The organism is Campylobacter australis (assembly GCF_050586305.1).
Classification (GTDB): Bacteria; Campylobacterota; Campylobacteria; order Campylobacterales; family Campylobacteraceae; genus Campylobacter_A.
This window is the reverse complement of record NZ_JAXUAA010000003.1, coordinates 161,472-186,647: the sequence shown is the minus strand read 5'-3', so window position 1 is coordinate 186,647 and position 25,176 is coordinate 161,472. Positions and strand designations below refer to the sequence as shown.

The window sequence follows — 25,176 nt, the reverse complement described above, 5'->3', positions numbered from 1 at the left end:
TAGATGAAAAAATTTTTAGCCATCTTACTTTTGCCCGTGTTAGCTCTTAGCCTAACACTTAGTATAAACAGTGGCACAGATGATGGCAAGCCATATAGCGTTATAACGCTTAGCGATGAAAATGAATTTGAGTGTGTAGAGCAGATCCTTGCTTATAACACAAAACGCTTTGCGTGCATGATAGATGATGATGGCATGGTAAATATCGATGATGTCGATCTTGCTTTAATGGATATACGCTATAAAAAACAAGATGGCAAGCTCTTTATCATAGTGCTTCCAAAGGCAAATTCTAGGCTTTTAAACTTAGAAAATAAACTTCATGAAAATAGCGAAATTTTTAAAAATAACTCCAGAATTTCCAAGCGTTTTAGCATAGTAATAGACCCAAAACTTAGCGAATTTGACAAAAATGCCCAAAATGGTATAAATTTTGCACCCAAATTTGATGAGCTTTTATTGCCAAGTATCGGAGCGCTTGACTTTAGCAAAGCACCGATGGAGGCTATGGATAGCAACGATATAGATCTTTACATAAACATTAAACAAGCCTACGAAGCTAGCAACTTTAACCGAGTTTTATCAGAGACAAAAAGTGCGATAACTCGCCATCCAAATAGTATATTTTCAAGTGAATTTTTACTTTATCGACTAAGGGCTATGGGAAAAGCTTTAGAAAATGAAGAAGACGCCATAGATATAGACTTTGATCATACAAATATCGTTGAAGAGGGCAAGGCTTGGATGCGTAAATTTGCCTCTGATGAGAACTATCCAGAAGTACTTTACCTAGTAACTCGCGCATATATCAAGCAAAATTTAAACAGCGATGCAAAATACACAGTAGATCTACTAAAAACAGAGCATACGAAGTCTAAATTTAGCAAGCTTGCGATGCTTGATTATGCTGATGAAATTTATAAAAACTCTGGTCAAAAAGAGGCGACAGGGCTATACGAATATGTCCTTTATAATACCGACGATATCGATATCGCAAGTAGAGCCGCGCTTAGCTTAGCAAGTGCAAACATCGAAAAAGACCGCATTGAAGAGGCTAAAAACTACATTATAAAAATACTAAATGCAAATCAGAAATTTTTCCTAGCCAACCAGCCAAAAGCCATGGATCTTGCAAAAATTTTTGATGAACGAAATATGCACGATATAGCCTCTAAAATTTATGAGATAATAGCAAATGATGATAGTACAAAAAGCGAATTTTACGAAGTTGCGCTTAAAAATTTAGGTATTGCGCTTGCTGATGATAACCAAACACAAAAGGCATACGACTATCTAAAACGCTACGAGAAAGAATTTAAGGACGGAGATTATCTGGCAGAGGTTCAAAGAACTATAGATAGGCTATTTTTTGATCTTGGAGAGACAAATTCCACTAAGCTTTACGAATACTACGACCTTTTAATGCAAAAGTACGACAAAAGTGATATAGGCATAAAGGCGCTTGCTAGTGCAATTGAGCTAAATTTTAATGAAAAACGCTATAAGCAAGCACTTGAATTTACACAACAAGCAAAGGATCTTAACCTAACTGCTTCAATGGATATCATAAACCGCTCAGCTCTGGCACTAGCCCAACAAGGCATTAGAGATAATGACTGCCAGATAGTGATAAACTTACTCGAAGCATATGATATAAACACGCTAGAGCTTCCGCAATTTAAGTTGCATGACTGCTTAAAACGCACAGCTCGCCACGAAAAAGCCCTAAATTTAGCCAAGTCTCACATACAAGATAAAAATCTTGAGGATAGAGTCGAGTGGCTAGTTAAGCTTGCTGCTGATTTAAGACAATTAAAAATGTATGAAGATAGTGTAAATGCCGCAAATGACGCACTCTCTTTAGGTGCTAGCGTACCTTATGCTGACCCTACACCGGCACTTTATGACCGCTTTTATTCGCTTATTAAACTAAACCGATTAAATGACGCCATAAGGACGATGAGCGCCATCGAAGAGCTTCGGGGGCAAGACTTTAAGATAATAGAAAGCTTTGACGCACTAGCAAAATTTGCCTTTAGCAAGAGTGATTACGCAAATACAACCACATACGCAAAAAAGGCGTTAGAGTTAGCAAATTCAGTGCGTATAAATGTTTTTACGCCGGATCTAAATTTCTTATACTCGCACGCTTCATTAAAAATGGGGAATTTAGCTGATGCACTTGATGAGGCGAAATACATCTTAAACCTAAAACTAAAACCGCTCGAACGCAGTCGTGCACTAAATTTAATGGCTGATATATATATAGCACAAAAAGAGCCAAACGAAGCAAGAAAATACTTAAATGAATGCATAAATAGCAACATCGATAATGAATTCGTCTCACTTTGCAAAGCGTCTTTAGAACTGCTAAAATAAGCGTTTATTGAAAATTTTAAATTTTTATGAAATTAAGCAAATTTTAATTGACAATAAAACTTTTTTTAGTTAAAATACGCTTTTTTAATGACGTAGTGGCACATTACTCACACTACGGGGTGTAGCGCAGTCTGGTTAGCGCATCTGGTTTGGGACCAGAGGGCCGAAGGTTCGAATCCTTTCACCCCGACCATGACATGGTGAGTGTAGCTCAGTCGGTTAGAGCATCAGATTGTGGTCCTGAGGGTCGTGGGTTCGATTCCCATCACTCACCCCATTTTGGGCGCTCGTAGCTCAATTGGATAGAGCGACAGACTTCGGATCTGTAGGTTATGGGTTCGACTCCTATCGGGCGCGCCACTTTTTGGATTATCCAACATGCGCTCATAGCTCAGCTGGATAGAGCAACGGCCTTCTAAGCCGTAGGCCAGAGGTTCGAATCCTCTTGGGCGTACCACTTTGTTTTGTTTTGTGCGGATGTGGTGAAATTGGCAGACACACCAGACTTAGGATCTGGCGCTTCACGGCATGGAGGTTCAAGTCCTCTCATCCGCACCATACTTTGATATTATATTTTCTATAGTTTTTTTACAAAAGCTAGTCTGCAAAAATAATGAATTTTACCTTTTAATATCTCTTACTAAACAAAATTTTACTCAAAATACAAACTAAAATAATTAAAAATATAATTTTGATTTAATGATTTTATACTAAAAAGAAAAATGTAAAATTTAATATTATAAAAATTTAAATCCAAATTCTAAGCTCTCATCCTTTTATGAGTTTGTAGCTAGCTCAAAATTATGAATTTTTAGTATTTGTTTTACAATGTCAAGCCTTAGCTCAAATGAATTTGTATTATTATTGTCACTAGTTTTAAAGTATTTTTTGGTTATTAGCTTTATCTTTTACCTTGATGCCACCCTCTCTCACTAAGCCTATAACTACCTCATCTAAAGAGTATTTAAGCGCTTTTCAACCAAATTTACAATGACTTGCCACATCAGCGTCTCATCTGCCGTTATCATAACACTTTTTTGAGTGTAGAAAATTTATCTATCCATATAGTGCGACGATAGTTCATTAGGAGCTGTAGAGGAGTATAGAGCTTGGGTATGAGTTTAACAAGCTCATAATATGCAACAAGTGGCTAGAATTTCAGACTATACTGGCTTTTTTCATATGGGTGATTTGGTTGAGTGTGGAGAAATAGAGCAAATTTTTAAAGATCCAAATAAGAAAAAACAAAGCAATATATAAAAAGCAAATTTGACAAATATAGCTAAAAAAAGAGTGGGGGGGGGTGGCAAAACACGCCCCTTGAAATTTATCTTCTAAGCAAAAATAGCCTTACTGCTTGCTCACTAACTCGTTTTAAATTCTCACTAGCAACACTTTTTTTCATTGCCTCATCAAGACTAATAGGCTCATTTTGTATGCTAAAAAAGGCATCTATGCCATTTTTATTACACTCATTAGCACATTTTGAAACACTCCCTGCAAGAGCAATAACAGGCTTGTCATACTTTTTAGCAAGCTTTGCCACGCCAGTTGGTGTCTTGCCCATAGAGCTTTGAAAATCCATACGACCCTCGCCAGTTATGACCAGATCAGCCATCCTAATCTCATCTTCAAGCGAAATTTCCTCAGTTATAATCTGCACTCCAGGCTTTAGTTTTGCATTTAAAAAACTTACAAAACCATACCCTAGCCCACCAGCGGCACCAGAACCGCGAAGTTTCCAAGTCTGAGCTACTATCTCTTTATCTACGACACTAGCAAAGCTAACAAGTCCGGAGTCAAGTTCTTTTACCATGGCTTCATCAGCACCTTTTTGCGGTCCATAAACATAGGCTGCACCGTTTTTTCCAAAAAGCGGATTATCCACATCACAGGCAACCAAAAACTCACACTCTTTTAGCTCTTTTATTGTGTTTAGAGTTGAAATTTTAGCGATTTTAGAAAGGTTCGCGCCGTTTCCTTCAAGAAAATTTCCACTTTTATCGTAAAAAACAAAACCCAAAGCACTAAGCATACCTGTACCAGCGTCATTTGTAGCACTTCCACCTATACCGATGATAAATTTTCTAGCACCTTTTTTGATGGCATCTTTTATCATCAATCCAAATCCATAAGTGCTTGTTTTTAGCAGGTTACGCTCATTTTTTTCAAGCAAAGTTAGACCAGAAGCAGATGCCATCTCCATAATAGCCAACTCGCCAACCATCGCATAGCGAGCTAAAATTTTCACACCTAGTGGATTTTGCGTTATGACATCGATATATTTACCGCCAAGTGCATCAGCGAGGGCCTCTACAGTGCCCTCGCCACCGTCTGCCACAGGTTTTACTATAACCTCATCACAAAAGGATTTGATACCACTCTTAACGGCATTGCCAGCCTCAAGCGAGCTTAGTGAGCCCTTAAATGAGTCTATTGCAACCAAAATTCTCATAAAAGAACCAAAAAGCAAACAAATACGCTAAGCATACCTACTATACCCATTATAAGGGTTAAAGTAGTCTGCGTCTTATAGCCTTGCTGTGGGTTCATGCCACTGAAATTTGTAACAACCCAGTAATAGCTGTCATTTGCATGAGAGACACACATGGCACCAGCTGCAATAGCCATAACAACAAGCACACCAGCTATCTCAGTCGTAAAACCAAGCGCGCTCATCAGTGAGTCTCCAGCGCTAAACATACCCATGATAGATGCAGTAGTGACGATGGCTACAGTTGAGCTACCTTGTGCGGTTTTTAGGATAGCTGAGATGATAAATGGAAAGAAAATTCCAGCCGCGCTAATAACTTGTGCATTTTCTTTGATGTAAGCAACAAATCCAGCCTCAGTGATAACTTTACCAAGCACACCACCAGCTGCAGTGATAAAAAGTATAGGACCTACAACTTTTAGCGTATCGTTTGTTAAAGTATTAAAAATCGAAATTTTATTTGTATCAAGAAGCAAAATAATAGCAAATACAACGCCAATGGCAAGCGCGATTATAGGATTACCCAAAAAGGCAAGTAGTGTGCCAGCCGTGCCACTAACTCCAGCAACTTTAGCTATAGAACCAAGTGCCATGAAAATGATAGGCATTAGTATCGGCGCAATGCTTAAAAAGCCACTTGGAAGCTTTCCATATTCCTTAATAAGCTCCTCATAGCCCTTAGAAAGTTCAGTATCATTTTCAACAAGGTCTATCTTTGGACCGATAAATTTTGCATACATATAAGCGGCTGTAAGCACTGGGATAGAAACTACCGCACCCACAATAATCACAAGTAATAAATTTGAATCAACCCCAATCGCTCCAGCCGCAGCTATCGGACCAGGAGTTGGAGGGATAAAAACATGCGAGGCATACAAGCCAGCACTTAGCGCAACAGCCATACCCACTGGGCTTGCTCCGATCTTTTTACGAAGTGCACGGCGGATAGGATCAAGCACGACAAAGCCACTATCGCAAAAAACTGGGATACCTACGATCCAACCCATTATCAACATTGCAAGTTCTGGACGCTTTGAGCCTACAACATTTACAACCATGTCAGCCAACTTTAAAGCAGCACCAGTCTTTTCAAGTACCATTCCTATGAGTGCGCCAAAAATGATAACGATGCCGATACTTTTAAATATACCACTAAAGCCATCGCCTATGATAGCTGGAATTTTGCTAACATTTACTCCAGCCACTAGCGCAAGTGCGAGCGATGTAAGCATCAATGCCAAAAATGGATGAACATTTAGCTTTGATATCATCCAAATCATCAAAGCAATAGCTATAACAAATATTACAATAAGTCCGATACCCGTCATGAATTCTCCTTTATAAAAATTTTATCAATAGTAGCGTATTTTTTATATAAAATCTATAAAAATTTTTAGTTTTATTATTTTATTTTTATGTTATGAAAATTTTTAGAATTTAAGGAGTAAAATGATTATGGTTTTAAGAATTTTAAATTTTAAAAAATGATAGAGTTTATCTCAAAAGTTAGGGTTTTAAAAAATATATCAAATATAGTTTAAAATTTTTAGCATAAAACGACTTGAAATTTACCAGTTTTTTGATGTTTTACTTCTATATTTTATCTTTAAGATATATATACGGGTTTTTAGAGTTTTTATTCTTAGATAAGGTTTTGATACTTTATTTTTTAAAATAAAATACTTAGATGATGAAATTTAAAATAGTATACTAATAAAAATTTTGATATTTTTGTTTTATCTTAAACATTATAAGATCGTTTGATCTACTAAAGTAGTATAATATTTTTATATTTTAAATAAACAATATTGTAGTAAAGCAGTGAAAAAACATTTTTCAAAACTTTGTTACAAAAAGTAATAAATTAGAATGAAATTTTTAAAGTAAGTGGCCGGGAGATAGGGATTCGAACCCCAGGAGGCTTTCACACCTCAACGGTTTTCAAGACCGCCGCTTTCGACCGCTCAGCCATCTCCCGCAAAAAGAACTTGTGAATTATAGCAAATTTAGCTTAAAATTTGCTATAACTACTCAGTTTTTTCCTTTACATAAGTAGCACCGTCATTAACTTTATCTTTTGTCCACTCTTTAGCATTATGAGCATCTTCTTTAACGCCATGCCAAGTGTTTGAGCAACCGACAAAAAACATAGCTGCAACCAACAAAGATAAAAACTTCATAGCTCACTCCTGTTGTAAATTTGGAGGCGACACCCGGATTCGAACCGGGGGTAAAAGCTTTGCAGGCTTCTGCCTTACCACTTGGCCATGTCGCCAATTACAAAGTGGTGCCCAGGACCGGACTTGAACCGGTACGGAAAAAAATCCGAGGGATTTTAAGTCCCTTGTGTCTACCATTCCACCACCTGGGCTTTGCATAAACTGGAGCGGGAAACGAGATTCGAACTCGCGACCCCAACCTTGGCAAGGTTGTGCTCTACCCCTGAGCTATTCCCGCATCAAAAATTGCAATTCTAACCAAAATTTGCTTAAAATTTTATTTTATTTTGATAAATTTTAATAAAATTTCAAATTTTTATAAGCCTTTTTGATGTAAAATGTAATTTCATTTTTTGGGGTTATAGCTCAGCTGGGAGAGCGCTTGAATGGCATTCAAGAGGTCGGCGGTTCGATCCCGCTTAACTCCACCAGATAAGCATTTCTTAAGCTTTCAAAAGCTTCAAAATACTTCACTTTAGCCCCTAAAATACGGGCTTTTATAATTCAGTAAGCTTTCATACGATAAAATGCGATTTAGCTCAATTTTGATGTTTTAAGTGTGTGTTTGAATATGTTTGAGTATGTTGAAAAATTTACATATTCAGAAACAATTTAAAAATACCCAAATTTAGGGGTTTTTTAAAAATCGAAAAAGTGCTTTGAGTATGTTTTTGAGTATAACGCAAATTTTGGCCATACAAGATAAGCACGATAAAATCGGACTTTGTGGGGGTTGTATGATTTCCCAAAAGGGCAGATAAAGAATATACATTTTTACACAAAAAACGGGCAGAAATTTTAAAAGGTTTTATACAATGGCAACTTTTTTTAAAGAGATAGAATTAAAAAATTTTAAAATCCCAAAGGATAAAAAAAGAGTTTGGTTAAAAGACCAGTCGACACCTTTTTTATATGTCTTTGTTGCTCTTAATCAAAATGGCACTACCACCAAAACATTTTACTACCGATACACCATCAAAGGCGACCCAAAACGCAAGATAAACCAAATCACGATAGGCAAGTATCCGTTTATAACATTAGCCGAAGCAAGAGCCAAGGCAAACGAGCTAACCACTCAAAAAGAGCGTGGCAATAATATCAAGGTATTATCACAACGCCCAGACAAAGTAACCTTTGAAGCAGTAGCTAATAAGTGGATAGAAAAAGAGCGAAGCAAAGGCTTATCAGACTTTAACCGCAGTGTTAAACGCATAGAACAATATTTAATGCCATACTTGCAAGATAAAGACATAAGAGAGCTTAAGCGAATCGATTTTATTTATACGATAGAGAAAATCCAGGAAGCAGAGAGTAAAAAAGGCATAACACACGATACATCAAAAAGAGTGTTTTGGCTACTTCGTAAAATAATGGATTATGCTTTAATGCTTGATTATGTAGATAGAAACTACACAAGAGAGATAATTTTTGTCGACGCTTTTAAGACTTCAAAAACTACCAACTACCGAGCAATAACAGAGCCAAAAAAGCTAAGCGAGCTAATAAAGGCTTTTAATAATTATCAAGGCTCACACCATACAAAACAAGCTTTAATTTTTGGCTTACATACTTTTTTACGCTCAGCTAACATCAGGGGGCTAAAATGGGATTTTGTAGATTTTGACAATAATCGCATAGTATTCCCAGCCGAAACAATGAAATTAAAAAGCGATTTTGTATTAATGATGAGTAAGCAAGTAAGCAGGCTATTAAGAGAGCAACAGCAATACGCAAACGGGGCTTATGTATTCCCAAGTGATATAAGTAAGCAAAAGCCACTAAGTGAAAATACTCTAAACTATGCAATAAAGCGGTTGGGCTTTAACGATGATATGGTATTTCACGGCATAAGAGCAACAGCAAGCACCCTACTTAATGAGATGATGAACGCTCACGGCTTTGATAGTGAGCTTATTGAGCTTTGTTTAGACCATAAAGAGCGTAACAAGATAAAGGCTACTTATGACCGCTCACAACGCTTAAATGATAGGGGTAAGCTTTGGCAGTGGTGGAGTGATTATTTAGATGAGTTAGAGAGTAGATATTAAAAATAAAGGATACACGATGGCAGAGCCAAGAACAAACAGCACGCAAAAAGAGGCGGCTAAGCAAAAAGTATTACGAGAAGCTAAAAAAGTTATATACGCATTAAGCGGACCTTTTGAAAATTACAACAATATTATTACAGATTTAGACCGAGCACAAGCAAATTTTTTTGATAGTGTAAAAAATAATGAATTACAAATCGGTTTTGATATTGAACTTTTTGCACCTTACCACCCTTTTTTATTTCACGAAACAACAAAAACGCGTTTTGTTAATATCTTTTTAAGTTTTTTATCAGATTGCATTCATAGAACTTATGAAGTTATGCCGATTGAAGTAATTAGATATAACGCTTTTAAAAGTAGTTTAGAATATGCACTTACCGCTCTAGATGAGATAAAAATAGAAAAAAGAAAGCCTTATACCGATTTTAATAACAAACTAATTCCACTTACTAGCGCAGATTTAGCGATGAATGCTTTATGTGATTTTCAATATTATACCAATTCGCTTTTTAAAGAGCATAATGAAGTTATAAAAAGATACGAGCAAAGCAAAAAAATATCAGCTTTTAAAGCTGATTTTTACGAAAAAATAGAAAATTTAGCCCAAGTATATCAAATCCCATTAAAAGGGGCAGAGTTTAGGGATAAAATTTTAGGCGGTAAAATAGTTGAATTTTATGGCATAAAAGACACAAAAACAGAGTAAAAAGAAATTTTTTCCTGTAATATTAAAAAGCCCATAATTTAGGGCTTTTATCTCTTTTTACTAGAATATTTTTTACCCCCTTACGCACAAAAAATTATAAAATTATAAAAATAAAAAGAAATTTTTTCACTTCCCAACAATTCCAAAAATTGCAATAATTCACCCAACATTTTAACAAAAGTCGACAAAATTAAAATGAATTAAACGCAAAGGATAAAACAATGCAAAAGCAAAGTAAAGAATACCTAACACCAAAAGAAACGGCGGAGTATTTAAACATCTCTTATACTACCCTATGGCACTTTAAAAATGAGCGTCCTGATTTTCCAAAACCAAGACAGCTTACAAGCAGAACGATTTTATATGTAAAATCAGAGCTTGACGACTACATTAAAAATCAGCTAGGGGCGTAAAGATGACTTATTATCAAAAGTATAAAATAATCCAAGCTTTAGAAACCGAAGCAAAAAAGGGAGCAATATTTGAGCCAAGCACAGCCACCAAGCTTTTTAAAATCTCTTTTATTGATGACTTTAAAAATAAGCGTGATTACCGAGTAGTAAACCAAGCCATCATCGACGATAAAGGTGTAAGAGCCTATAAGCCAACTACTTGCTTCACTAAAAAAGGCATAAAAAGGCTTTTAAAGACTAGCGAGCAAGCACGGCAATACATCGATGAGCTATTTGATGACTGGATAAGGGGCTAAGATGAAGCCAAGCAGTAACAGCATAGCCGTTAAGTATAGCGATGATATTAAGGCATTAACTAGCGCCTTTAATAAGCACTTATGGACTTACAAAACCAAAGCGGACCAATGCGAAAATCAAGCGTTTTTTGACTGTGCTTTTGATTTATTTCATATGGTGCAAACCCAACGCAAAAGCATAGTCGATTTAGAAATAAAGGCAGGTATAAGAAAGCCTAAAAAAGAAAAGGTTATACAATGAACTTAGTAATTAATAATAAGCCTGTGAGCTTTGAAACAATAGACAATAAGGTTTTTATCAGCTCAACCCAAATAGCGGAAGTTTTTGAGAAACAGCATAAGAATGTTTTACAAGCAATTGAGAATTTACCAAACAATGAATTTCATCGGCTTAACTTTCAGCCGTCGAGCGAAGTGCGTAAAAATGGGGTTTTTGACAAAGATACCAAATGCTATAAAATAACCCGTAATGGCTTCACGCTTTTAGTTATGGGTTTTACTGGAGAAAAAGCCTATCACTGGAAAGTAAAATTTATCGAAGCTTTTAACCTAATGGAGCAAACATTAAAAAATCAAGCACCTACAAATATGCGTGAAGCTTTATTGTTAGCCCTACATCAGCAAGACAAAATTACCGAGCTAGAAAATCAAATAAAAGCCAATGAGCCTAAGGTGTTTTTTGCTGATAGGGTGCAAGCAAGTGGCACAAGCGTATCGATAAGCATTTTTGTAAAAACCTTGAAGCTAAACCCTAATAAAGTATTTCAATGGCTAAGAGATGAAAAATATCTATTTAAGCGTGGTAAATTTAACATACCACATCAAAAATACATCGATAACGGCTATTTTGAATTAACACCCGATGTTATTATTATCCCAGGCGGAACAATGGAAGTATTTACACCAAAAATTACAGCTAAGGGGCAAATGGCGTTAAGTGCTAAAATTTGCCAAGCATTTGAGAAATAAAAGGATACAAAATGAACCTAACACAGACACACAAAAAAAGACTTATCGAGCTTATGCAAGATGGCTCTGAAGTAACCGCAGGGCGAGTTTATGGCATATCAAACGCCAATCAATACCTTAATGAGCTTTACCGCGAAAAAATAGTTAAATTTAGATGGTGCAAAGATGAGAGCAGACCAAATGTAAGATTTAAACTATGGCGGATAACAGACTTTAAAAGAGCGGAAAAATATTTAAATCGTTGAGGTGCAGACAAAAACCTCAACGCTAAAGGTCTAAATAAAAAAGGGGGCTAAGACACAGCCCCCAAAAAGGTTTATACATTGACAATATTATCACAAATCACAGACTTAGTCAATAGCCAAGCCCTACCGCTCAAAATAGACACTATCAGAGCAACATTTTATAAAAACACCATTACCCACAAGACCAAAACAAAATTAAGCGTGCTAAATAAGATAGCCAAAAAACACGGCAAAAGATGGCAAAAGCTAGACAAAGAGAGCAAAAAAGCACTAAAGATAAGCAATAGGCACGAATTTAAAAATTTAGAGATTATAAACATTTATGCATTAAGCGACTCAAGTATCTTTTATGCTACCACCAAAGCAGACAATAACGATAAACAAAAAGCGATGATAGAGTTTTACGGCTTATCTCAGTACGACAAAGAGCCACCGCCCAAAGGGCTAATAAATGAGCTGTTGCAGGCAGTAAATAACATTACAAGCGTAGATTTATGTTTTGATAGCCAAACACCCTTTAATATTAATGCCATTAAAGAGCTTTACAGCGTTACAGAATACGGAAACTATGCAAAGACATATTACATCAATCAAGCAGAATTACAAACGCTTCAAAGGTGCTATTTTTACGATAAAGGCAAAAAAGATATACTAGGCACGCCATTATACAGAGTAGAAGCAACAGCCAATATTTATGATTACAGCACGAGCAATAATTTTTTAATCACTCAAAAAGAGCGACTAACATTACAGCTAAACGAGAGTATAAAAGAGCTATCGCATATTATAAGCTTAGCTACCACATACCCAGTAGCAAACAAACCCTACAAAGCAAAACATAACAAACGAGAGCTAAGAGCATAAAACTGCTACACATAATAAAATCAACAAATCTTTTTTTAAAAGTCAAGTGAGAAAATCATAAAAACTTTTTTCAAATTTTACTAAAAAAGTAAAAAATCAAGGTCAGATCAGAACAGCCATTTTTGCCCAAACCTTAAGCTTAAAAATGACTTATACATTTACTTTCAGCTTTAAAAAAAAGTGTATTGCTAATTAATTCATCTTGCTTCATTTCAATTAACCCACAAAACCAAATTTTTAACACCCAAAAATAACCGCCAAAGCTTACGCTTACGCACTTAATAAAAACTATTATGCACGCTTTTTTATAATTTAAGTTTTCAAATCTCTTAATGTACCCACTACTCATTTACTTTCTCATTATCAACATAACCCCTTATTTGATACTACCAAACATTAAACCTTAAATTGTGTTAAAATAGCCAAAAACAAAGGAAAAGCAGTGAAGTATAAAAAAGCTATTTACGGCAATAGAGCCAGGCAAAGCCTAAGAATAAAAGTAATTAATGCCATAAAGCTACGCATTTTAGCAGATACACGCAAAGAATATTTAAGCCACACAGCAGATGAAATAATAGCTAGGTTTTTTAATGAGTGCGATTTAATCAGTGATGATGATAAAGCCTACATAAAAGAGTTAGAGAGCCTTAATTAAAATTTTACGGGTCCTTCCTAGGGCTTTTTTGTATGTACAGGGGGGGACCGCACAAAGTCGAAAATTCTTTATCAAAAAAGTTCATTTCCTTTTCTGTTTTTTTAACCATTCATAAGCCTATCATACAAGCCCTACAATCAACAAACAAACCCTAACTAATACCCAAATACCAACAAAAAGCTAAAATCGCTTAAAACGCTTTATTTTTAAAAAAACACAATATTTTTCTTAGTAGAAAAGGAAATGCACCTAAAACAAAAAACAAAAATAGCCCATACAATCCAAATAAGAGCCTACAAGAAACAAACTCACATAAAATAATATCATCATAGCCCTAAAAGGTTAAAATTGATTTACGGGCTTTATTTGATGATTTAAGCTACATATGTTAAAAATACCTAGCTTTTTTAACATTTAGAGCTACCGGTATTTAATTCCCCCAGCTTTTGTAACAAGTGTAACGCTACATGTAACAAAATGCAACACATAAGAAACAATAAAAATATTTAATTTAGTGTATTGTTATCCGAGCTATCAGTGTCTAAATTTTCGGTATCGTTTATAATTTCTTTGATTTTTTCATAGCGGTTTGATTTGTCGTAATTCTCTAACCAAGATTTTACCCAAGATGGAACGGGTTTTTTATCATCATTCCAATTATACACACTACCAGAACTTAAGCCCGTTTTTTCAGCAAAGCTTGCAACGGATAACCCCAAATCATCTATTTTTTTTAAAAAATCACTTTTTAACATTAAAAGCCTTTTGTATTTTTTACAATTGTAGCATATTTAATTAAAAATGTAAAATAATTACTATTTATTTCACTAATAATTATAATAACACTTGACATTTTAAATCAAAGATGATAATATTATATAAAAAATATAATCAAAGATGAAAAAACCAATACAAAGGAGCAACCAATGCAAACATTAACTTTTGAGAAAATCGATAACTTAATGTTTATTTACGATTTCTTTTATTTCATTAAATCTAGACTTAAATTTATAATTTTCTATCCAGCTTTTAACCCAGTAAGGCACATTTTGAGAGCCACCCCAATTATTAATCGAGCTAGGCAAAACACCCATTATTTCGGCAAATTCTTTTTTAGTAAGTCCAGCACTTTTAAGAAGCTCATTAAATTCTTTTTTATCCATTTTTTAACCTTTTATACTTATTTGATTAGCATATTATATCAAAACATATTTAAAAAAGTATTATTGTGCTTGACAAAATATTTATTTAAGTATATAATACACTAAAAATAAACTTATATAAATACTTTTAAAGGAGCAAAAAATGAAAAAGGCAAATAATTTAAGTGAAGTGATAGCGCAGTTTGACAAAGACCAACCTAGTATCGATACTTTTGAAACCGAATTTCTGTCACGCAAAATCGAAACATTTGCAGATATGTTAAGTGCAACATTTAATTACACGCTAAAAAATAACCAACCATCAAAAGAGCAGTTAGACAGCTTAGCGATAATGTGTAGCGACTTTTTATATGATATTACAGTAATGTAGAGAGTTTGCATAAGATGGCAGTTAATGGCGAGTGGCTAAGGCTACAATTAGAAAATAACCAACAAAGGATTTAAAATGACAAAACACGACTTTTTAAAAGAGCTTACCGAATACACGGGTAAGATTACGCCTAATAATGATGACTTATTAAAATTTGCGTTGAGGTTATGGCAAGAATTAAAATATTATAAACAAGAAGTGGAATTTTTAGAGCATGAATTAAAAGAGCAACAAAATACCACACCTACAAAGCAAAAAGGCGTTTATACTTGGCACATAAAAGGCGCTTAATACAATAAAGGATATGATTCTAATTCATACGCTTTTTACGATGGGGTCATTAGTAATGACCTCATCATTAAGCATACTTTTTACACTTAAAAGCTACAATACTCAAAAAAAGCAAAAAGGGTTATACAATGCAGACACTAACAATAACCACAGATAACAGCGACTTTTTAGCAAAAGCAAGGGATTTAATATCAACACTAGCCATAAGCGAGCGTGTAAAGGTTGATTTTGATGATTATCCAACCTATGCAGACAATAAAAGCATAACCGAGATAGTAGAGCAGATAAACACCGATATTGAGCTTTACAAACAAGGTAAGCTAGAAACCCTTACGCACGAGCAAGTTAAAGCAGAGATAGCAAAATGGTAATTTATCGTAAGCAGTTTTTATCGGAGCTAAAAGTTATATTTGACTTCATAGCAAAAGATAGCCACCAAAGAGCGGTTAAATTTCGTGATGAGCTATTAAACAAAATAGACTTTATCAGTAATATGCCTTTTATTTGCAGAAAATCGCAACATTTTAGCGATGAGAGCATAAGAGAGCTAATTTTTAAAGGTTATGTTATACCCTTTTTAATCAGTAGCGATGATATTATAATCTTTGGTATTTACAATGCCAACAAATGGGAACTAAAAGAATAAGGGGCTAAAATGCAGACATTAACCATAAAGGCAAGTCCAAGCCTATTAAATCAAATCCTAGCCATAAGCAAGGCACTAGCAAACGCACAAAATGAGCCGATAGAAGCGCACAGCATAGACATGTTAAAAGCCGACTACGAACAGCGAGCCAATGAAGCTTTACAAGGCATAGGGTTATTAAACCAAGACCAAGCAAAGCAAGCCATAGAGCAGATAAAAGATGGCACATATGCAAGTAGAATTTAAAGAGCAGTTTATTAGTGAGCTAGATACGATACACACATTTATTGCAAAGGATAGCACATTAAGGGCTGATAATTTTGTAGATGAAGTATTTAATAAATGCTTAGGTGTAGCAAACGCACCAATGGCTCACAGACCAAGTAAGGCACTAGACAAAGCAAACGCAAGGGACTTAATTTATAAAGGCTATGTTATACCCTTTTTAATCGCAGACGATAAAATCATCATCTTAGGCATTTACAAGGCTAATGAATGGAGCGAGAAACCTTAAGCCAAAAATTTTAAGTTTCGAAGTAAAAAAGCCGTGAAACATTTCAATTATTAAGCGGTTTTTTGATTTTAAGCTAAATAAACTTAAAAAACAAAACTTTACTAAACACAAAAGCCCTAAAATAGACACTTATATTAATTTAGTATTGAAAAGTGAACTTTTCATAAGCGTTTTTTTACATCTTAAAAACTTAAAAAAATTCCGAATATGTTCGCGAATATGTTTTTAAAAATAATCTTTTAAATATCGTATTTCCAATGCTTTTAAGTAAAACTTTCGCCCGCTTAACTCCACCATTTTATCTTTTCTAAAATTTATTTCACTTCTTTTTCACAACAAACAATTAGCCTAATTTATCAAAAAGAACAACAGAAAATGGTCGGTGTATTTTCTTGTTTACAATAAGCTGACCATACATCAAACCCTAAAATAAACGCTATATAAAACAACAAAGCGTGTTCAGCACGCTTTGTTTTAATGTTTTGCCTTTTTTCTCGCGTAAATGTTAATAATTTCAACAATTAGCGAAAATGCCATAGCAAAGTAGATATAGCCTTTTGGTACATGAAGCCCTAAGCCTTCACCAACCAGTGAGAAGCCGATAAGTATCAAAAACGCAAGAGCCAAAATTTTAATGGTTGGGTTATTATCAACAAAGTGTGAGATGGATTTTGAAGCTACCATCATAACGCCAACTGCAATGATAACAGCAAGTATCATGATTTCTATATGATCTGCCATACCAACTGCGGTAATAACACTATCAAGCGAAAATACAATGTCAAGAATAGCGATTTGAGTGATCACCATAGCAAAGTTAGCATATGTTTTTCCATCTTTATGCTCACGCTCTTCGCCGCTAACGCTAGAATGAATTTCGGTTGTTGATTTGGCTATTAAGAACAATCCGCCAAGTATCAAAACTAGATCACGCCCAGTTATCTCAAAACCAAACACACTAAATAAAGGCGTTGTAAGCTTCATGATCCAAAAGAGTGAAAGTAACAACAACACCCTTGTGGCCATCGCAAATCCAAGACCTAAAATTCTACCCTTATCGCGTTGATGTTCAGGTAGTTTGGCTACTAAAATAGCTATAAAGATTATATTGTCAATACCAAGCACTATCTCAAGCGCAGTCAAAGTAACAAGCGACAGCCAAGCCTCTGGCGAACTCATCCAAGCTAGGAATTCCATCATTTTCCTTTTTAAAAATTTTAGTAAGTATAGCAGAAATTTTAAATTTTTGAGTTATAAAAATTTAAAAGAGCCCAAAGGCTCTTTTGTAAGGTTTTAAATAGGCATTACACGAATTTTTTGGCTAAGCTTTTCTTGTAAAACATTTTCTATCGCATAAAGTGTTCCACCAGCTCCACTTGCACAGCCAGAGCAAGCACCAAGATAGCGGATGTATATATCTATATTTTCATCACTAGCTTTTTGTATGTCAATAACCTCCATATCACCTCCATCCATCATCAGCATAGGGCGAATTTCAGCATCAAGCGTACTTTCAACAGCTTTTAGCTGTCCAACAATACTTAGCTCTTCAAATTTTATCTCATCGCCAAGAGCTTTTGCATTTGCCTGCTTTTTAAGGCGCTCTTGCTCCATTTCAGATCTGGTTTCAGCCAATATATCAACCAAATAATACTCTCTATCCTCATGTCCACCAGGTTTTACGCAAGACTTACAAAATGCACCGGCTTTTGTGAATTGAGTTATCTCTTCAACGGTATGAAGATCATTTAGTCTTATAACTTCTTTTATCGTTCCAAGACTTACGCGCGCACACTCGCAAACTATTATCTCATCTTCAAAATGATCAGGATCCACACCTTTATAACTTGCAGCTGCAGCTTTTATAACATCGTATGCCATAACCGAACAGTGCATTTTTTGTGGTGGCACAGCAGGTGTTTCAGGTGTATCTCGCATGGCCTTTTCAACATCTATATTTGTTATCTTAACTGCCTCATCAACTGTTTTTCCTATACAAAGCATAGCCATAGTATCAGAGCTTGCTATGGCTGTACCACAACCAAAGCTCTTAAATTTTGCGTCGATTATCGTATCTGTTTTTTCATCAACAAGCCAGTAAAGCCTAACAGCATCGCCGCAACTTTCAGCCCCAAAGTCAGCCACTATAAGCTTTGCACCGCGCTCTTTTGCTTCATCTTCTGTTATCTCTCCCATATATTTTGGGTTATTCATCCTATCTTGGACAGTTTGAGAGTATTCGTCCCAGATAGAACCTCCGATTAAACTATTTTTTGCCATTTTTCCCTCTTTTCATCGTGCTTTTATTCAAAATTTAAATTTGCCAATACTTAATAATACTACAGACCGCTTACATGCCCTTTTGGCGTATAAGCAAAGGTACTTGATATAGACCGCAGTCTAAGAACTGCCTTTTTTATAACTTCTATCGCATAGTCTATCTCATCTTCTGTATTAAAACGAGATAGCGATAAACGAAGTGCAGTGTGTGCAAGATCGCTATCGGCACCAATTGCTTGCATTATAGGATTGCTCTCAAGTGCTTCAGAAGCACATGCCGAACCAGTTGAAGCAGCTACACCAGCTTGATTTAGATCCCAAAGCATTGCTTCCCCTTCAACCCCTTTTACTGAAACTAATATCGTATTTGGAACCCTGTTTTGCCTATCGCCAACTACGCTAATATCAGGAAGTTCTAAAAGTGCGTCCTCTAGTTTGTCGCGCAACCTTCTAACATGGCAATTCTCAAATGTTATAAATTTTGTTGCAAGCTCAAGTGATTGACCCATGCCAACAATACCAGCAACATCAAGCGTACCGCTTCTTCTTCCACCCATATGTTCGCCACCATGAAGTAAGCTACTTAGCTTTTGACTATCTTTTATGTAAAGTCCGCCAACACCTTTTGGTCCGTGAAATTTATGCGCCGAAAAACTCATAAAATCAATATCAAGATCTCTTACATTTACAGGAATTTTGCCAACCGCCTGAACTGCGTCGGTGTGAAAAAGTGCTCCGTATTCGTGAGCTATGCTTGCAAGCTCTTTGATAGGAAATATCATGCCTGTTTCATTGTTTGCAAACATTATAGAAACTAATGCCACATCATCACTCATAGCCTCTTTTAGTTGCTCTAGAGTAACTAGTCCTTGTTCATTAACATCAAGTACAGTTAGCTCGACTCCAAAATCTTTTAAAAATTCACAAGTCGCGCGTATGGCTGGATGTTCAACAGCTGTCGTTATGATACGCTTTTTCTCTCCGCTAGCTATCTTGTCAAAATAAACACCTTTAATGACCCAGTTATTACTTTCCGTCGCACAAGAAGTTACTATAATATCATCATTATCTTTTGCGTTTATTCCAGCATAAAGTTGGTCAAGTGCCTTACGGAGTGCTGGATGAGTTTCTGAACCAAATTTATGCAATGAGTTTGGATTACCGTATTTTTCACAGTAAAACGGCTTCATAGCTTCAAAAACATCTGGATCAACCATCGTAGTAGCATTATTATCTAAATATACTCTCAAAATTTTACCTTTAATTAGGATATAAATTATCCTTTTTATCTTTTTTGCAATATTATAGCAAAATTCATAAATTTATGTTTAAAATTTTTGTATAATTTTTTCAATATTGAATAAATTTTGATACTATTATATATTGAAATTCTTTATCAATTTATCGAATATATCGAACATTGCCTAAATTTAGGCATTAAAGAGAAAATAAGTCTTAATAATTAATCAATTTTTTTAAGATTATAAAACTTTAAAGCTTTTTCTAGTCCTTAATTAGGACTAGAAATTTTACACATATCCTTGATCTATCATCGCATCAGCCACTTTCCTAAAGCCAGCTATATTTGAGCCAAGTACTAAATTACCAGTATCGCCAAATTCTTTACTTGTCTCATAAGATGTCTCAAAAATATGGTTCATTATGCCATGAAGTTGCACATCAACCTCTTCAAAACTCCATTTAGACATCGCCGCATTTTGCATCATCTCAAGACCAGAAGTTGCCACACCACCAGCGTTTGCAGCCTTTGCTGGAGCAAAATAAAAGTCTTTTTGTGATAGCATAAAATTTATGGTATCAAGGGTACTTGGCATATTCGCACCCTCCGCTAAAAAGCGACATCCATTTGCATAAAGTACTTTTATATCTGCAAGATGAACTTCATTTTGCGTAGCACAAGGAAACGCTCCATCGCAAGGGACATCCCAAACGCCATTTCTGCCTGGTGCATATTCGTTTATGCTTACAAATTTTGCACTTGGCTTTAGTTTTACATACTCACTGATTCTAGCGCGTTTAACCTCTTTTAGCTCTTTTAAAATTTTAACATCAATACCCTGCTCATCGTATATATACCCACTTGAATCAGATGCAGTTATAGGCAAAGCGCCAAATTCATATAGTTTTTTGATAGTATAAATTGCAACATTGCCACTACCGCTAACGGAACACTTTTTGCCCTCCAAAGAATTTCCAGCCTTTTTTAGCATATTTTGTGTGAAATAAACAAGACCATATCCAGTAGCTTCAGTCCTTACAAGACTTCCGCCCCAGCCAAGTCCTTTGCCAGTTATAACACCATCAAAGCGGTTTGTAAGCTTTTTGTATTGCCCAAACATATAGCCTATCTCTCTTGCTCCAACTCCTATATCGCCAGCCGGGACATCTGTAGTGTGTGCGATATGGCGGAAAAGCTCGCTCATGAAAGACTGGCAAAAGCGCATTATCTCATTATCACTTTTGCCTTTTGGGTCAAAATCAGCGCCACCTTTTGCTCCGCCCATCGCAACGCCAGTGAGCGAGTTTTTGAAAATTTGCTCAAATCCCAAAAATTTAAGCACACCCACATTTACACTAGGATGAAATCTTATGCCGCCTTTATATGGTCCGATCGCAGAGTTAAACTGAATTCTCCAGCCATTATGTACTCGTGGATTGCCCTCATCATCGATGTGTGTTATACGGAAGTGAAAGGCTCGCTCAGGTATAGTCACGCGTTCTAAAATAGCATGCTTTTTATACTTTGGCTCTCTTGCAATTAATGGCTCAAGACTATAAAGCACCTCTGTTACCGCTTGTATAAATATATCTTGACCTGGGTTTGCAAACTTTAAATTTTCAAGTATTGTATTTACATATTGAGTTTGGCTCACCTTTTACTCCTTTTTCTAAAATATATAAGGATTTTATCATGCTATTAATTTTTTTATATTTAAAGTTAGTTTTATATTTTATTTTTAGGCTCTTTATGTTTCAAGTCGTAACATATGTAAAATTTTACTTAAAATTTTATAAAATTTTTCTATACTTTTGTATAATCTCCTATTTTAGTGATACTAGATGGTTAAAGTTATCTTATTTTAAGTAGTTTGCGGTGTGAAATTTTATACATTTTTGATGATTTACCCTCAAAAAACTCACTATCTATCACGACATCTGCTACACTTTTAGCCCAATTTTCATCAAATTTTAAGCCATGAAGGTTTGCAGAAGTGGAGTAAAACCAATCAAAATTTGAGAGAAATTTCTCGTGGTTGCAGTTTTTTACCACTCGCACAGCGGTTTTGTTTGGGTATAAAAATGTAGTTTTCTTAGTACGACGGATAAAATTTTTATAACGATTTGGCACACGAACAAGCTTGTTTAACTCACTAAATTTTGCCGTTGTTATAAGGCAAGGCTTATCTAGTGGGCGAGATTTTATAGCGTTTATCTCGCTTAAGTCCTTGCTTAAAAACCCAGCCGTTGTGTCAGTTTGTGCTAGATAAATCATCTTTTACCAACCAAAATTAAACAAATAGCCTAACAAGCCTAGTTTTAACGCAAAAACTTCTCACAAAAGCCTTTGCAAGCTGGTTTGTATAAGAATTTTCATCATTTAAAAATGGATGAGGCTTTATGATGAGTGTTTTCAAATTTTCTCCTTTTGGAAAGTAAAAATATGCAAGATATTATCAAAACAAATCCAACAAAATCAATAAAAATAAGCTCGGTTTTAAGCCAAAAATAGGCAAAAAACGCCGCGCTCACTGGTTCAATACAAGCGATTAGACTTGCCTTGCTAGCGCCTATCATTTTTACGCCGGTCATAAAAAAGCTAAATGCCAAAATCGTGCCAAAAACCACAACCCCAAAAAGTGCCAAAAAGCCCTGCGTATCGCTTACGCCGTCTAGCTGCCAGACCTTGGTATAAGGAGCTAGAGCTAACGAGCCAATGATTAGCCCCCCAGCCTAGATTTAGTCCGACTGGGTATTTTTGGTTTAGTTTTGTTGGCACCAAGGTATAAATGCAAACCCCAATCGCACTCAAAAGGCAGTAAAATAGGGCTTTTTGACTTATGACAAGCGAGCCAAGATCGCCGTGTGTCGCCAATAAAATAACGCCCAAAGTAGCCAAAATCAACGCAATCAGTTCAACTGGCTTTGGAAATTTTCGCTCAGTTATGCAGACTATAAGCAAGATCATCGCTGGGGCGGAGTATTGTATCGCGGTAGCCACGGCTGCGTTTGATAGTTCGATGCTTGCAAAGTAGCCATACTGTGTCATCATCATACCAAAAATGCCGTAGATGAAAAGTTGCGGTAAAAGTGGCAGGTCAAGGATAGGCTTTGTGAAATTTCTGGGGCTTTTTATCGCGTAAAATCCGACCAAAAATACCCCAGCCAAAAACAGCCTATACGGCACAAGCCAGTCGGCAACAACGCCCTTTTTCATAAAAAGATATTGACCGCATGCACTGCTAAATCCCCACAAAATACCGCCTAAAAGCGTGATACATATCCCAAAAAACTCGCTATCTTTCATCTTTGCCTTTGAAAATTTTCTTGATTATACACAAAAATGTGTGAAATTTGACAAAATGGCTTTTGCGCAATGACTAGGCAAATTATTATTTGTGCTAGTAATGAAGTAATTTTCGTTATAATTACAAAAATTTAAGAGGGGCAAAGATGGCAGATTTAACCATTCAAGTGGCAAGCGCTAGCGATGCTAGCGAGCTTTTAGCAATTTACTCACCTTATGTAACACATACGGCGATAACCTTTGAGTATGAAGTACCTAGTGTTGCCGAGTTTGCAGGACGGATCGAGAAAATTTTGACTCGCTATCCTTTTATAGTCGCTAAACGCGATAACAAGCTTATCGGATATGCTTATGCGAGCGCGTTTAAGGAGCGTGCGGCGTATGACTGGGCTGTCGAGGTCTCGATTTATATCGTACAAAATGAGCGTGGTAGTGGTGTAGGAAAGGCACTTTATGCAAAACTTGAAACCATCTTAAAAGTAATGGGCGTATTAAATTTAAATGCCTGCATCGGCGTAGCTCGTCCAAATGACGAGTATCTAAACGATGCTAGCGTGCGCTTTCACGAGCGTCTAGGATACGAAATGGTAGGCGAGTTTAGGAAGTGTGGGTTTAAATTTGGGCGTTGGTATAATATGATCTGGATGCAAAAGATGATCGGCGAGCATACAAGCACGCCAGCCAAAGTGCGAAGATTTAGTGAGCTTAGCGAAGAAAATTTAGGCGAAATTTTAAACATTTTACAAAACTAAAATTTTTTCCTTAAAATATGCAGATATTCAAGCGTAAAGTCCGCCTTATGATTGCGATTTGTCGCTTTATCTGCACGAAAGCGTTGATAGGGCTTTGATACCAAATCATACTCGCTGTATCGGCTAAATTTGCCTTGTAAATCATAACTTTAATAATATATCACTAGTTTATCTTAATGAGATATCAAGCAAACTAGGCTCCAAAAATCGCAAATCGTTAAGCCGTTTTTTAAAATTTTCTCGGTTAGACTCAAGCTCGCTCTTGCGTTTTAGCGAAATCTCATAAAATTCGCGCTCTCTTTCGATCCCAACAAATTTTCTACCAAGCAAATTTGCAGCAATGCCTGTAGTAGATGAGCCAGCGAATGGATCACAAACGATGCTATTTTCACTACTTGCCATCAAAATAAGCCGAACCAAAAGTGCAAGTGGTTTTTGTGTAGGATGCTTACCACACGACTTCTCCCAAGGTGCTATCGCTGGAAAGCTCCATACATCTTTCATCTGTTTATCGCCATTGATTTTTCTCATCAGATCATAATTAAAAATATGCTTATGTTTATCGCTTTTTCTAGCCCAAATAATCTGCTCTGTGCTATGCGTAAGATAACGACAGCTAAAATTTGGCGGTGGATTTGTCTTTTGCCAAGTGACGATGTTTAAAATTTTAAAGTCAAGTTTTTGCAATGCCCTACCGATAGAAAAGATGTTATGATAAGTGCCGCTTATCATAATAGAGCCGTTGTTCGTAAGTGAATTTTTAGCAAATTTTAGCCATTTTATATTAAACTCATCTATCTCGTCAATGCCATAACTTTTATCCCATTCGCCCTTATTTACACTTACAATTTCGCCGCTTTGAATACTTAATCCATTATTTGATAAAAAATAAGGTGGATCAGCAAAAATAAGATCAAACTCTTGGCTAAATTTTGGCAAAATCTCAAATGTATCGCCGTGAAAAAGAGTGAAATTCTCATCTATTTTAGACATTTTTTTAGCCCTGATATAAAGCTATGCAGTGTTGCAAGATTATAAATTCTTACACTTTTATAAGCTTGTTCTAGTTTGTTTTTTGAGCTAAGCCAGCCTTGTCCGTCCGTTATCCAGATAAACTCAAAGCCATTTATGCAAGATATTTTCTCGCTTATCTCAATATAAGATCTTGCTACTTCATTTAGCTTTGAGCCACCTACACTATAAAAATTTGTCTCAATTAAATATGTTTTGTTTGCAGTTTTTACAACAAAATCAAATACTTTTTGATCGCTGCCCAAATTTAAACCAAGCTCGTTGCTACTAACCTCTGTTTGAAAACAAATA

At 35.7% G+C, this 25,176-nt stretch carries 31 protein-coding genes, 10 tRNA genes and 1 pseudogene; 24 read left to right on the top strand and 18 right to left on the bottom strand.

Going from position 1 to position 25,176, the window contains the following annotated elements; genetic code table 11:
* The first annotated feature begins 3 nt into the window (after positions 1–3).
* The 7 genes from U5B17_RS06130 (at position 4) to U5B17_RS06100 (ending at position 3,639) form a co-directional block, all read left to right on the top strand.
* On the top strand, positions 4–2,379 hold the full coding sequence (locus tag U5B17_RS06130; RefSeq protein ID WP_430804469.1) for a tetratricopeptide repeat protein: 2,376 nt from the start codon (positions 4–6) through the stop codon (positions 2,377–2,379).
* A 115-nt stretch (positions 2,380–2,494) separates the two neighbouring features.
* A tRNA-Pro gene (locus tag U5B17_RS06125) sits at positions 2,495–2,572 on the top strand.
* A 7-nt stretch (positions 2,573–2,579) separates the two neighbouring features.
* Positions 2,580–2,656, top strand: a tRNA-His gene (locus U5B17_RS06120).
* 6 nt (positions 2,657–2,662) lie between these two features.
* Positions 2,663–2,739, top strand: a tRNA-Arg gene (locus U5B17_RS06115).
* Between the two features lie 20 nt (positions 2,740–2,759).
* Positions 2,760–2,836, top strand: a tRNA-Arg gene (locus tag U5B17_RS06110).
* A 16-nt stretch (positions 2,837–2,852) separates the two neighbouring features.
* Positions 2,853–2,937: transfer RNA gene (locus U5B17_RS06105), tRNA-Leu, on the top strand.
* Between the two features lie 579 nt (positions 2,938–3,516).
* The gene (locus U5B17_RS06100; RefSeq protein WP_430804468.1) at positions 3,517–3,639 is read left to right on the top strand and encodes a hypothetical protein; all 123 of its coding nucleotides are present in this window, start codon (positions 3,517–3,519) and stop codon (positions 3,637–3,639) included.
* 67 nt (positions 3,640–3,706) lie between these two features.
* Here U5B17_RS06100 and U5B17_RS06095 read toward each other — a convergent pair whose 3' ends face one another.
* From U5B17_RS06095 to U5B17_RS06065, 7 genes are all read right to left on the bottom strand, one after another.
* Positions 3,707–4,834 (bottom strand): glycerate kinase, encoded by a 1,128-nt coding sequence (locus tag U5B17_RS06095; RefSeq protein WP_430804467.1) that lies wholly within the window; start codon positions 4,832–4,834, stop codon positions 3,707–3,709.
* A complete protein-coding gene (locus tag U5B17_RS06090; RefSeq protein WP_430804466.1) occupies positions 4,831–6,201 on the bottom strand; it encodes a GntP family permease in 1,371 nt (456 codons plus the stop codon). The genes U5B17_RS06095 and U5B17_RS06090 overlap by 4 nt, the downstream gene beginning before the upstream one ends.
* A gap of 560 nt (positions 6,202–6,761) precedes the next feature.
* Positions 6,762–6,851 (bottom strand) — tRNA-Ser (locus tag U5B17_RS06085).
* Between the two features lie 49 nt (positions 6,852–6,900).
* Entirely contained in the window at positions 6,901–7,053 is a 153-nt protein-coding gene (locus U5B17_RS06080; protein ID WP_430804465.1) for a hypothetical protein, read from the bottom strand.
* Between the two features lie 21 nt (positions 7,054–7,074).
* A tRNA-Cys gene (locus U5B17_RS06075) sits at positions 7,075–7,148 on the bottom strand.
* Positions 7,149–7,158: 10 nt separating this feature from the next.
* A tRNA-Leu gene (locus U5B17_RS06070) sits at positions 7,159–7,244 on the bottom strand.
* A gap of 11 nt (positions 7,245–7,255) precedes the next feature.
* Positions 7,256–7,330 (bottom strand) — tRNA-Gly (locus tag U5B17_RS06065).
* A 117-nt stretch (positions 7,331–7,447) separates the two neighbouring features.
* On the opposite strand from U5B17_RS06065, the gene U5B17_RS06060 reads away from it, so the two are divergent.
* From U5B17_RS06060 to U5B17_RS06015, 10 genes are all read left to right on the top strand, one after another.
* Positions 7,448–7,523: transfer RNA gene (locus tag U5B17_RS06060), tRNA-Ala, on the top strand.
* 384 nt (positions 7,524–7,907) lie between these two features.
* Entirely contained in the window at positions 7,908–9,140 is a 1,233-nt protein-coding gene (locus U5B17_RS06055; protein ID WP_430804464.1) for a tyrosine-type recombinase/integrase, read from the top strand.
* Between the two features lie 16 nt (positions 9,141–9,156).
* Complete coding sequence (locus U5B17_RS06050) at positions 9,157–9,849, top strand: hypothetical protein (RefSeq protein ID WP_430804463.1); 693 nt, start codon at positions 9,157–9,159, stop codon at positions 9,847–9,849.
* A gap of 221 nt (positions 9,850–10,070) precedes the next feature.
* Positions 10,071–10,262, top strand: a complete 192-nt coding sequence (locus U5B17_RS06045; RefSeq protein WP_430804462.1) for a helix-turn-helix transcriptional regulator — start codon at positions 10,071–10,073, stop codon at positions 10,260–10,262.
* A gap of 2 nt (positions 10,263–10,264) precedes the next feature.
* On the top strand, positions 10,265–10,558 hold the full coding sequence (locus U5B17_RS06040; RefSeq protein ID WP_430804461.1) for a hypothetical protein: 294 nt from the start codon (positions 10,265–10,267) through the stop codon (positions 10,556–10,558).
* 1 nt (position 10,559) lies between these two features.
* Positions 10,560–10,799: a hypothetical protein gene (locus tag U5B17_RS06035; RefSeq protein WP_430804460.1), complete on the top strand. Its 240-nt coding sequence runs from the start codon at positions 10,560–10,562 to the stop codon at positions 10,797–10,799.
* A complete protein-coding gene (locus tag U5B17_RS06030) occupies positions 10,796–11,527 on the top strand; it encodes a Rha family transcriptional regulator (protein ID WP_430804459.1) in 732 nt (243 codons plus the stop codon). The genes U5B17_RS06035 and U5B17_RS06030 overlap by 4 nt, the downstream gene beginning before the upstream one ends.
* A gap of 11 nt (positions 11,528–11,538) precedes the next feature.
* Positions 11,539–11,772, top strand: coding sequence for a hypothetical protein (locus U5B17_RS06025; RefSeq protein ID WP_430804458.1), 234 nt, complete (start codon positions 11,539–11,541; stop codon positions 11,770–11,772).
* A gap of 78 nt (positions 11,773–11,850) precedes the next feature.
* A complete protein-coding gene (locus U5B17_RS06020; RefSeq protein WP_430804457.1) occupies positions 11,851–12,636 on the top strand; it encodes an aspartate carbamoyltransferase in 786 nt (261 codons plus the stop codon).
* Between the two features lie 442 nt (positions 12,637–13,078).
* Positions 13,079–13,291, top strand: coding sequence for a hypothetical protein (locus tag U5B17_RS06015; protein ID WP_430804456.1), 213 nt, complete (start codon positions 13,079–13,081; stop codon positions 13,289–13,291).
* 506 nt (positions 13,292–13,797) lie between these two features.
* On the opposite strand, the gene U5B17_RS06010 is transcribed toward U5B17_RS06015, so the two are convergent.
* Both U5B17_RS06010 and U5B17_RS06005 read right to left on the bottom strand, forming a co-directional pair.
* Positions 13,798–14,046, bottom strand: coding sequence for a hypothetical protein (locus tag U5B17_RS06010; protein WP_430804455.1), 249 nt, complete (start codon positions 14,044–14,046; stop codon positions 13,798–13,800).
* A gap of 204 nt (positions 14,047–14,250) precedes the next feature.
* Complete coding sequence (locus tag U5B17_RS06005; protein WP_430804454.1) at positions 14,251–14,454, bottom strand: helix-turn-helix domain-containing protein; 204 nt, start codon at positions 14,452–14,454, stop codon at positions 14,251–14,253.
* A 142-nt stretch (positions 14,455–14,596) separates the two neighbouring features.
* Here U5B17_RS06005 and U5B17_RS06000 point away from each other — a divergent pair, with 142 nt between their 5' ends.
* The 6 genes from U5B17_RS06000 (at position 14,597) to U5B17_RS05975 (ending at position 16,275) form a co-directional block, all read left to right on the top strand.
* Positions 14,597–14,824 carry a hypothetical protein gene (locus tag U5B17_RS06000; protein WP_430804453.1) on the top strand — a complete coding sequence of 76 codons (228 nt, stop codon included), beginning with the start codon at positions 14,597–14,599 and terminating at the stop codon, positions 14,822–14,824.
* Between the two features lie 75 nt (positions 14,825–14,899).
* On the top strand, positions 14,900–15,115 hold the full coding sequence (locus tag U5B17_RS05995; protein WP_430804452.1) for a hypothetical protein: 216 nt from the start codon (positions 14,900–14,902) through the stop codon (positions 15,113–15,115).
* Positions 15,116–15,243: 128 nt separating this feature from the next.
* Positions 15,244–15,486, top strand: coding sequence for a hypothetical protein (locus tag U5B17_RS05990; protein ID WP_430804451.1), 243 nt, complete (start codon positions 15,244–15,246; stop codon positions 15,484–15,486).
* Positions 15,480–15,761, top strand: a complete 282-nt coding sequence (locus U5B17_RS05985) for a type II toxin-antitoxin system RelE/ParE family toxin (protein WP_430804450.1) — start codon at positions 15,480–15,482, stop codon at positions 15,759–15,761. Before U5B17_RS05990 ends, U5B17_RS05985 begins: the two co-directional genes overlap by 7 nt.
* Before the next feature lie 9 nt (positions 15,762–15,770).
* On the top strand, positions 15,771–16,007 hold the full coding sequence (locus tag U5B17_RS05980; protein ID WP_430804449.1) for a hypothetical protein: 237 nt from the start codon (positions 15,771–15,773) through the stop codon (positions 16,005–16,007).
* Positions 15,991–16,275 (top strand): type II toxin-antitoxin system RelE/ParE family toxin, encoded by a 285-nt coding sequence (locus tag U5B17_RS05975; protein ID WP_430804448.1) that lies wholly within the window; start codon positions 15,991–15,993, stop codon positions 16,273–16,275. Before U5B17_RS05980 ends, U5B17_RS05975 begins: the two co-directional genes overlap by 17 nt.
* A gap of 474 nt (positions 16,276–16,749) precedes the next feature.
* On the opposite strand, the gene U5B17_RS05970 is transcribed toward U5B17_RS05975, so the two are convergent.
* From U5B17_RS05970 to U5B17_RS05940, 7 genes and pseudogenes are all read right to left on the bottom strand, one after another.
* Positions 16,750–17,472, bottom strand: coding sequence for a TerC family protein (locus U5B17_RS05970; RefSeq protein ID WP_430804447.1), 723 nt, complete (start codon positions 17,470–17,472; stop codon positions 16,750–16,752).
* A gap of 96 nt (positions 17,473–17,568) precedes the next feature.
* On the bottom strand, positions 17,569–18,555 hold the full coding sequence (locus U5B17_RS05965) for an iron-sulfur cluster assembly scaffold protein (protein ID WP_430804446.1): 987 nt from the start codon (positions 18,553–18,555) through the stop codon (positions 17,569–17,571).
* A 59-nt stretch (positions 18,556–18,614) separates the two neighbouring features.
* The gene (locus U5B17_RS05960) at positions 18,615–19,805 is read right to left on the bottom strand and encodes a NifS family cysteine desulfurase (protein ID WP_430804445.1); all 1,191 of its coding nucleotides are present in this window, start codon (positions 19,803–19,805) and stop codon (positions 18,615–18,617) included.
* 279 nt (positions 19,806–20,084) lie between these two features.
* Positions 20,085–21,449, bottom strand: a complete 1,365-nt coding sequence (gdhA, locus tag U5B17_RS05955; RefSeq protein WP_430804444.1) for an NADP-specific glutamate dehydrogenase — start codon at positions 21,447–21,449, stop codon at positions 20,085–20,087.
* A 197-nt stretch (positions 21,450–21,646) separates the two neighbouring features.
* Positions 21,647–22,069 (bottom strand): Sua5 YciO YrdC YwlC family protein, encoded by a 423-nt coding sequence (locus tag U5B17_RS05950; RefSeq protein WP_430804443.1) that lies wholly within the window; start codon positions 22,067–22,069, stop codon positions 21,647–21,649.
* A 16-nt stretch (positions 22,070–22,085) separates the two neighbouring features.
* A complete protein-coding gene (locus U5B17_RS05945) occupies positions 22,086–22,211 on the bottom strand; it encodes a hypothetical protein (protein ID WP_430804442.1) in 126 nt (41 codons plus the stop codon).
* A pseudogene (locus U5B17_RS05940) lies at positions 22,171–23,101 on the bottom strand (DMT family transporter). Before U5B17_RS05940 ends, U5B17_RS05945 begins: the two are co-directional and overlap by 41 nt.
* 146 nt (positions 23,102–23,247) lie before the next feature.
* Here U5B17_RS05940 and U5B17_RS05935 point away from each other — a divergent pair.
* Complete coding sequence (locus tag U5B17_RS05935) at positions 23,248–23,853, top strand: GNAT family N-acetyltransferase (protein WP_430804441.1); 606 nt, start codon at positions 23,248–23,250, stop codon at positions 23,851–23,853.
* Positions 23,854–24,021: 168 nt separating this feature from the next.
* On the opposite strand, the gene U5B17_RS05930 is transcribed toward U5B17_RS05935, so the two are convergent.
* On the bottom strand, positions 24,022–24,846 hold the full coding sequence (locus U5B17_RS05930) for a DNA-methyltransferase (RefSeq protein WP_430804440.1): 825 nt from the start codon (positions 24,844–24,846) through the stop codon (positions 24,022–24,024).
* Entirely contained in the window at positions 24,834–25,175 is a 342-nt protein-coding gene (locus tag U5B17_RS05925) for a DpnII family type II restriction endonuclease (RefSeq protein ID WP_430804494.1), read from the bottom strand. Before U5B17_RS05925 ends, U5B17_RS05930 begins: the two co-directional genes overlap by 13 nt.
* Position 25,176 lies beyond the last annotated feature (1 nt).

What these genes read in the sequence shown, in the direction of transcription:
- U5B17_RS06005 (WP_430804454.1), bottom strand. Translation starts at nt 14,454, where the DNA reads ATGGATAAAAAAGAATTTAATGAGCTTCTTAAAAGTGCTGGACTTACT.
- U5B17_RS06000 (WP_430804453.1), top strand. Translation starts at nt 14,597, where the DNA reads ATGAAAAAGGCAAATAATTTAAGTGAAGTGATAGCGCAGTTTGACAAA.
- U5B17_RS06045 (WP_430804462.1), top strand. Translation starts at nt 10,071, where the DNA reads ATGCAAAAGCAAAGTAAAGAATACCTAACACCAAAAGAAACGGCGGAG.
- U5B17_RS06050 (WP_430804463.1), top strand. Translation starts at nt 9,157, where the DNA reads ATGGCAGAGCCAAGAACAAACAGCACGCAAAAAGAGGCGGCTAAGCAA.
- U5B17_RS06130 (WP_430804469.1), top strand. Translation starts at nt 4, where the DNA reads ATGAAAAAATTTTTAGCCATCTTACTTTTGCCCGTGTTAGCTCTTAGC.
- U5B17_RS05970 (WP_430804447.1), bottom strand. Translation starts at nt 17,472, where the DNA reads ATGGAATTCCTAGCTTGGATGAGTTCGCCAGAGGCTTGGCTGTCGCTT.
- U5B17_RS05985 (WP_430804450.1), top strand. Translation starts at nt 15,480, where the DNA reads ATGGTAATTTATCGTAAGCAGTTTTTATCGGAGCTAAAAGTTATATTT.
- U5B17_RS06030 (WP_430804459.1), top strand. Translation starts at nt 10,796, where the DNA reads ATGAACTTAGTAATTAATAATAAGCCTGTGAGCTTTGAAACAATAGAC.
- U5B17_RS06095 (WP_430804467.1), bottom strand. Translation starts at nt 4,834, where the DNA reads ATGAGAATTTTGGTTGCAATAGACTCATTTAAGGGCTCACTAAGCTCG.
- U5B17_RS06010 (WP_430804455.1), bottom strand. Translation starts at nt 14,046, where the DNA reads ATGTTAAAAAGTGATTTTTTAAAAAAAATAGATGATTTGGGGTTATCC.
- U5B17_RS06100 (WP_430804468.1), top strand. Translation starts at nt 3,517, where the DNA reads ATGCAACAAGTGGCTAGAATTTCAGACTATACTGGCTTTTTTCATATG.
- U5B17_RS06055 (WP_430804464.1), top strand. Translation starts at nt 7,908, where the DNA reads ATGGCAACTTTTTTTAAAGAGATAGAATTAAAAAATTTTAAAATCCCA.
- U5B17_RS05975 (WP_430804448.1), top strand. Translation starts at nt 15,991, where the DNA reads ATGCAAGTAGAATTTAAAGAGCAGTTTATTAGTGAGCTAGATACGATA.
- U5B17_RS06090 (WP_430804466.1), bottom strand. Translation starts at nt 6,201, where the DNA reads ATGACGGGTATCGGACTTATTGTAATATTTGTTATAGCTATTGCTTTG.
- U5B17_RS05965 (WP_430804446.1), bottom strand. Translation starts at nt 18,555, where the DNA reads ATGGCAAAAAATAGTTTAATCGGAGGTTCTATCTGGGACGAATACTCT.
- U5B17_RS06080 (WP_430804465.1), bottom strand. Translation starts at nt 7,053, where the DNA reads ATGAAGTTTTTATCTTTGTTGGTTGCAGCTATGTTTTTTGTCGGTTGC.
- U5B17_RS05995 (WP_430804452.1), top strand. Translation starts at nt 14,900, where the DNA reads ATGACAAAACACGACTTTTTAAAAGAGCTTACCGAATACACGGGTAAG.
- U5B17_RS06025 (WP_430804458.1), top strand. Translation starts at nt 11,539, where the DNA reads ATGAACCTAACACAGACACACAAAAAAAGACTTATCGAGCTTATGCAA.
- U5B17_RS06035 (WP_430804460.1), top strand. Translation starts at nt 10,560, where the DNA reads ATGAAGCCAAGCAGTAACAGCATAGCCGTTAAGTATAGCGATGATATT.
- U5B17_RS05980 (WP_430804449.1), top strand. Translation starts at nt 15,771, where the DNA reads ATGCAGACATTAACCATAAAGGCAAGTCCAAGCCTATTAAATCAAATC.
- U5B17_RS05950 (WP_430804443.1), bottom strand. Translation starts at nt 22,069, where the DNA reads ATGATTTATCTAGCACAAACTGACACAACGGCTGGGTTTTTAAGCAAG.
- U5B17_RS05930 (WP_430804440.1), bottom strand. Translation starts at nt 24,846, where the DNA reads ATGTCTAAAATAGATGAGAATTTCACTCTTTTTCACGGCGATACATTT.
- U5B17_RS06040 (WP_430804461.1), top strand. Translation starts at nt 10,265, where the DNA reads ATGACTTATTATCAAAAGTATAAAATAATCCAAGCTTTAGAAACCGAA.
- U5B17_RS05935 (WP_430804441.1), top strand. Translation starts at nt 23,248, where the DNA reads ATGGCAGATTTAACCATTCAAGTGGCAAGCGCTAGCGATGCTAGCGAG.
- U5B17_RS05990 (WP_430804451.1), top strand. Translation starts at nt 15,244, where the DNA reads ATGCAGACACTAACAATAACCACAGATAACAGCGACTTTTTAGCAAAA.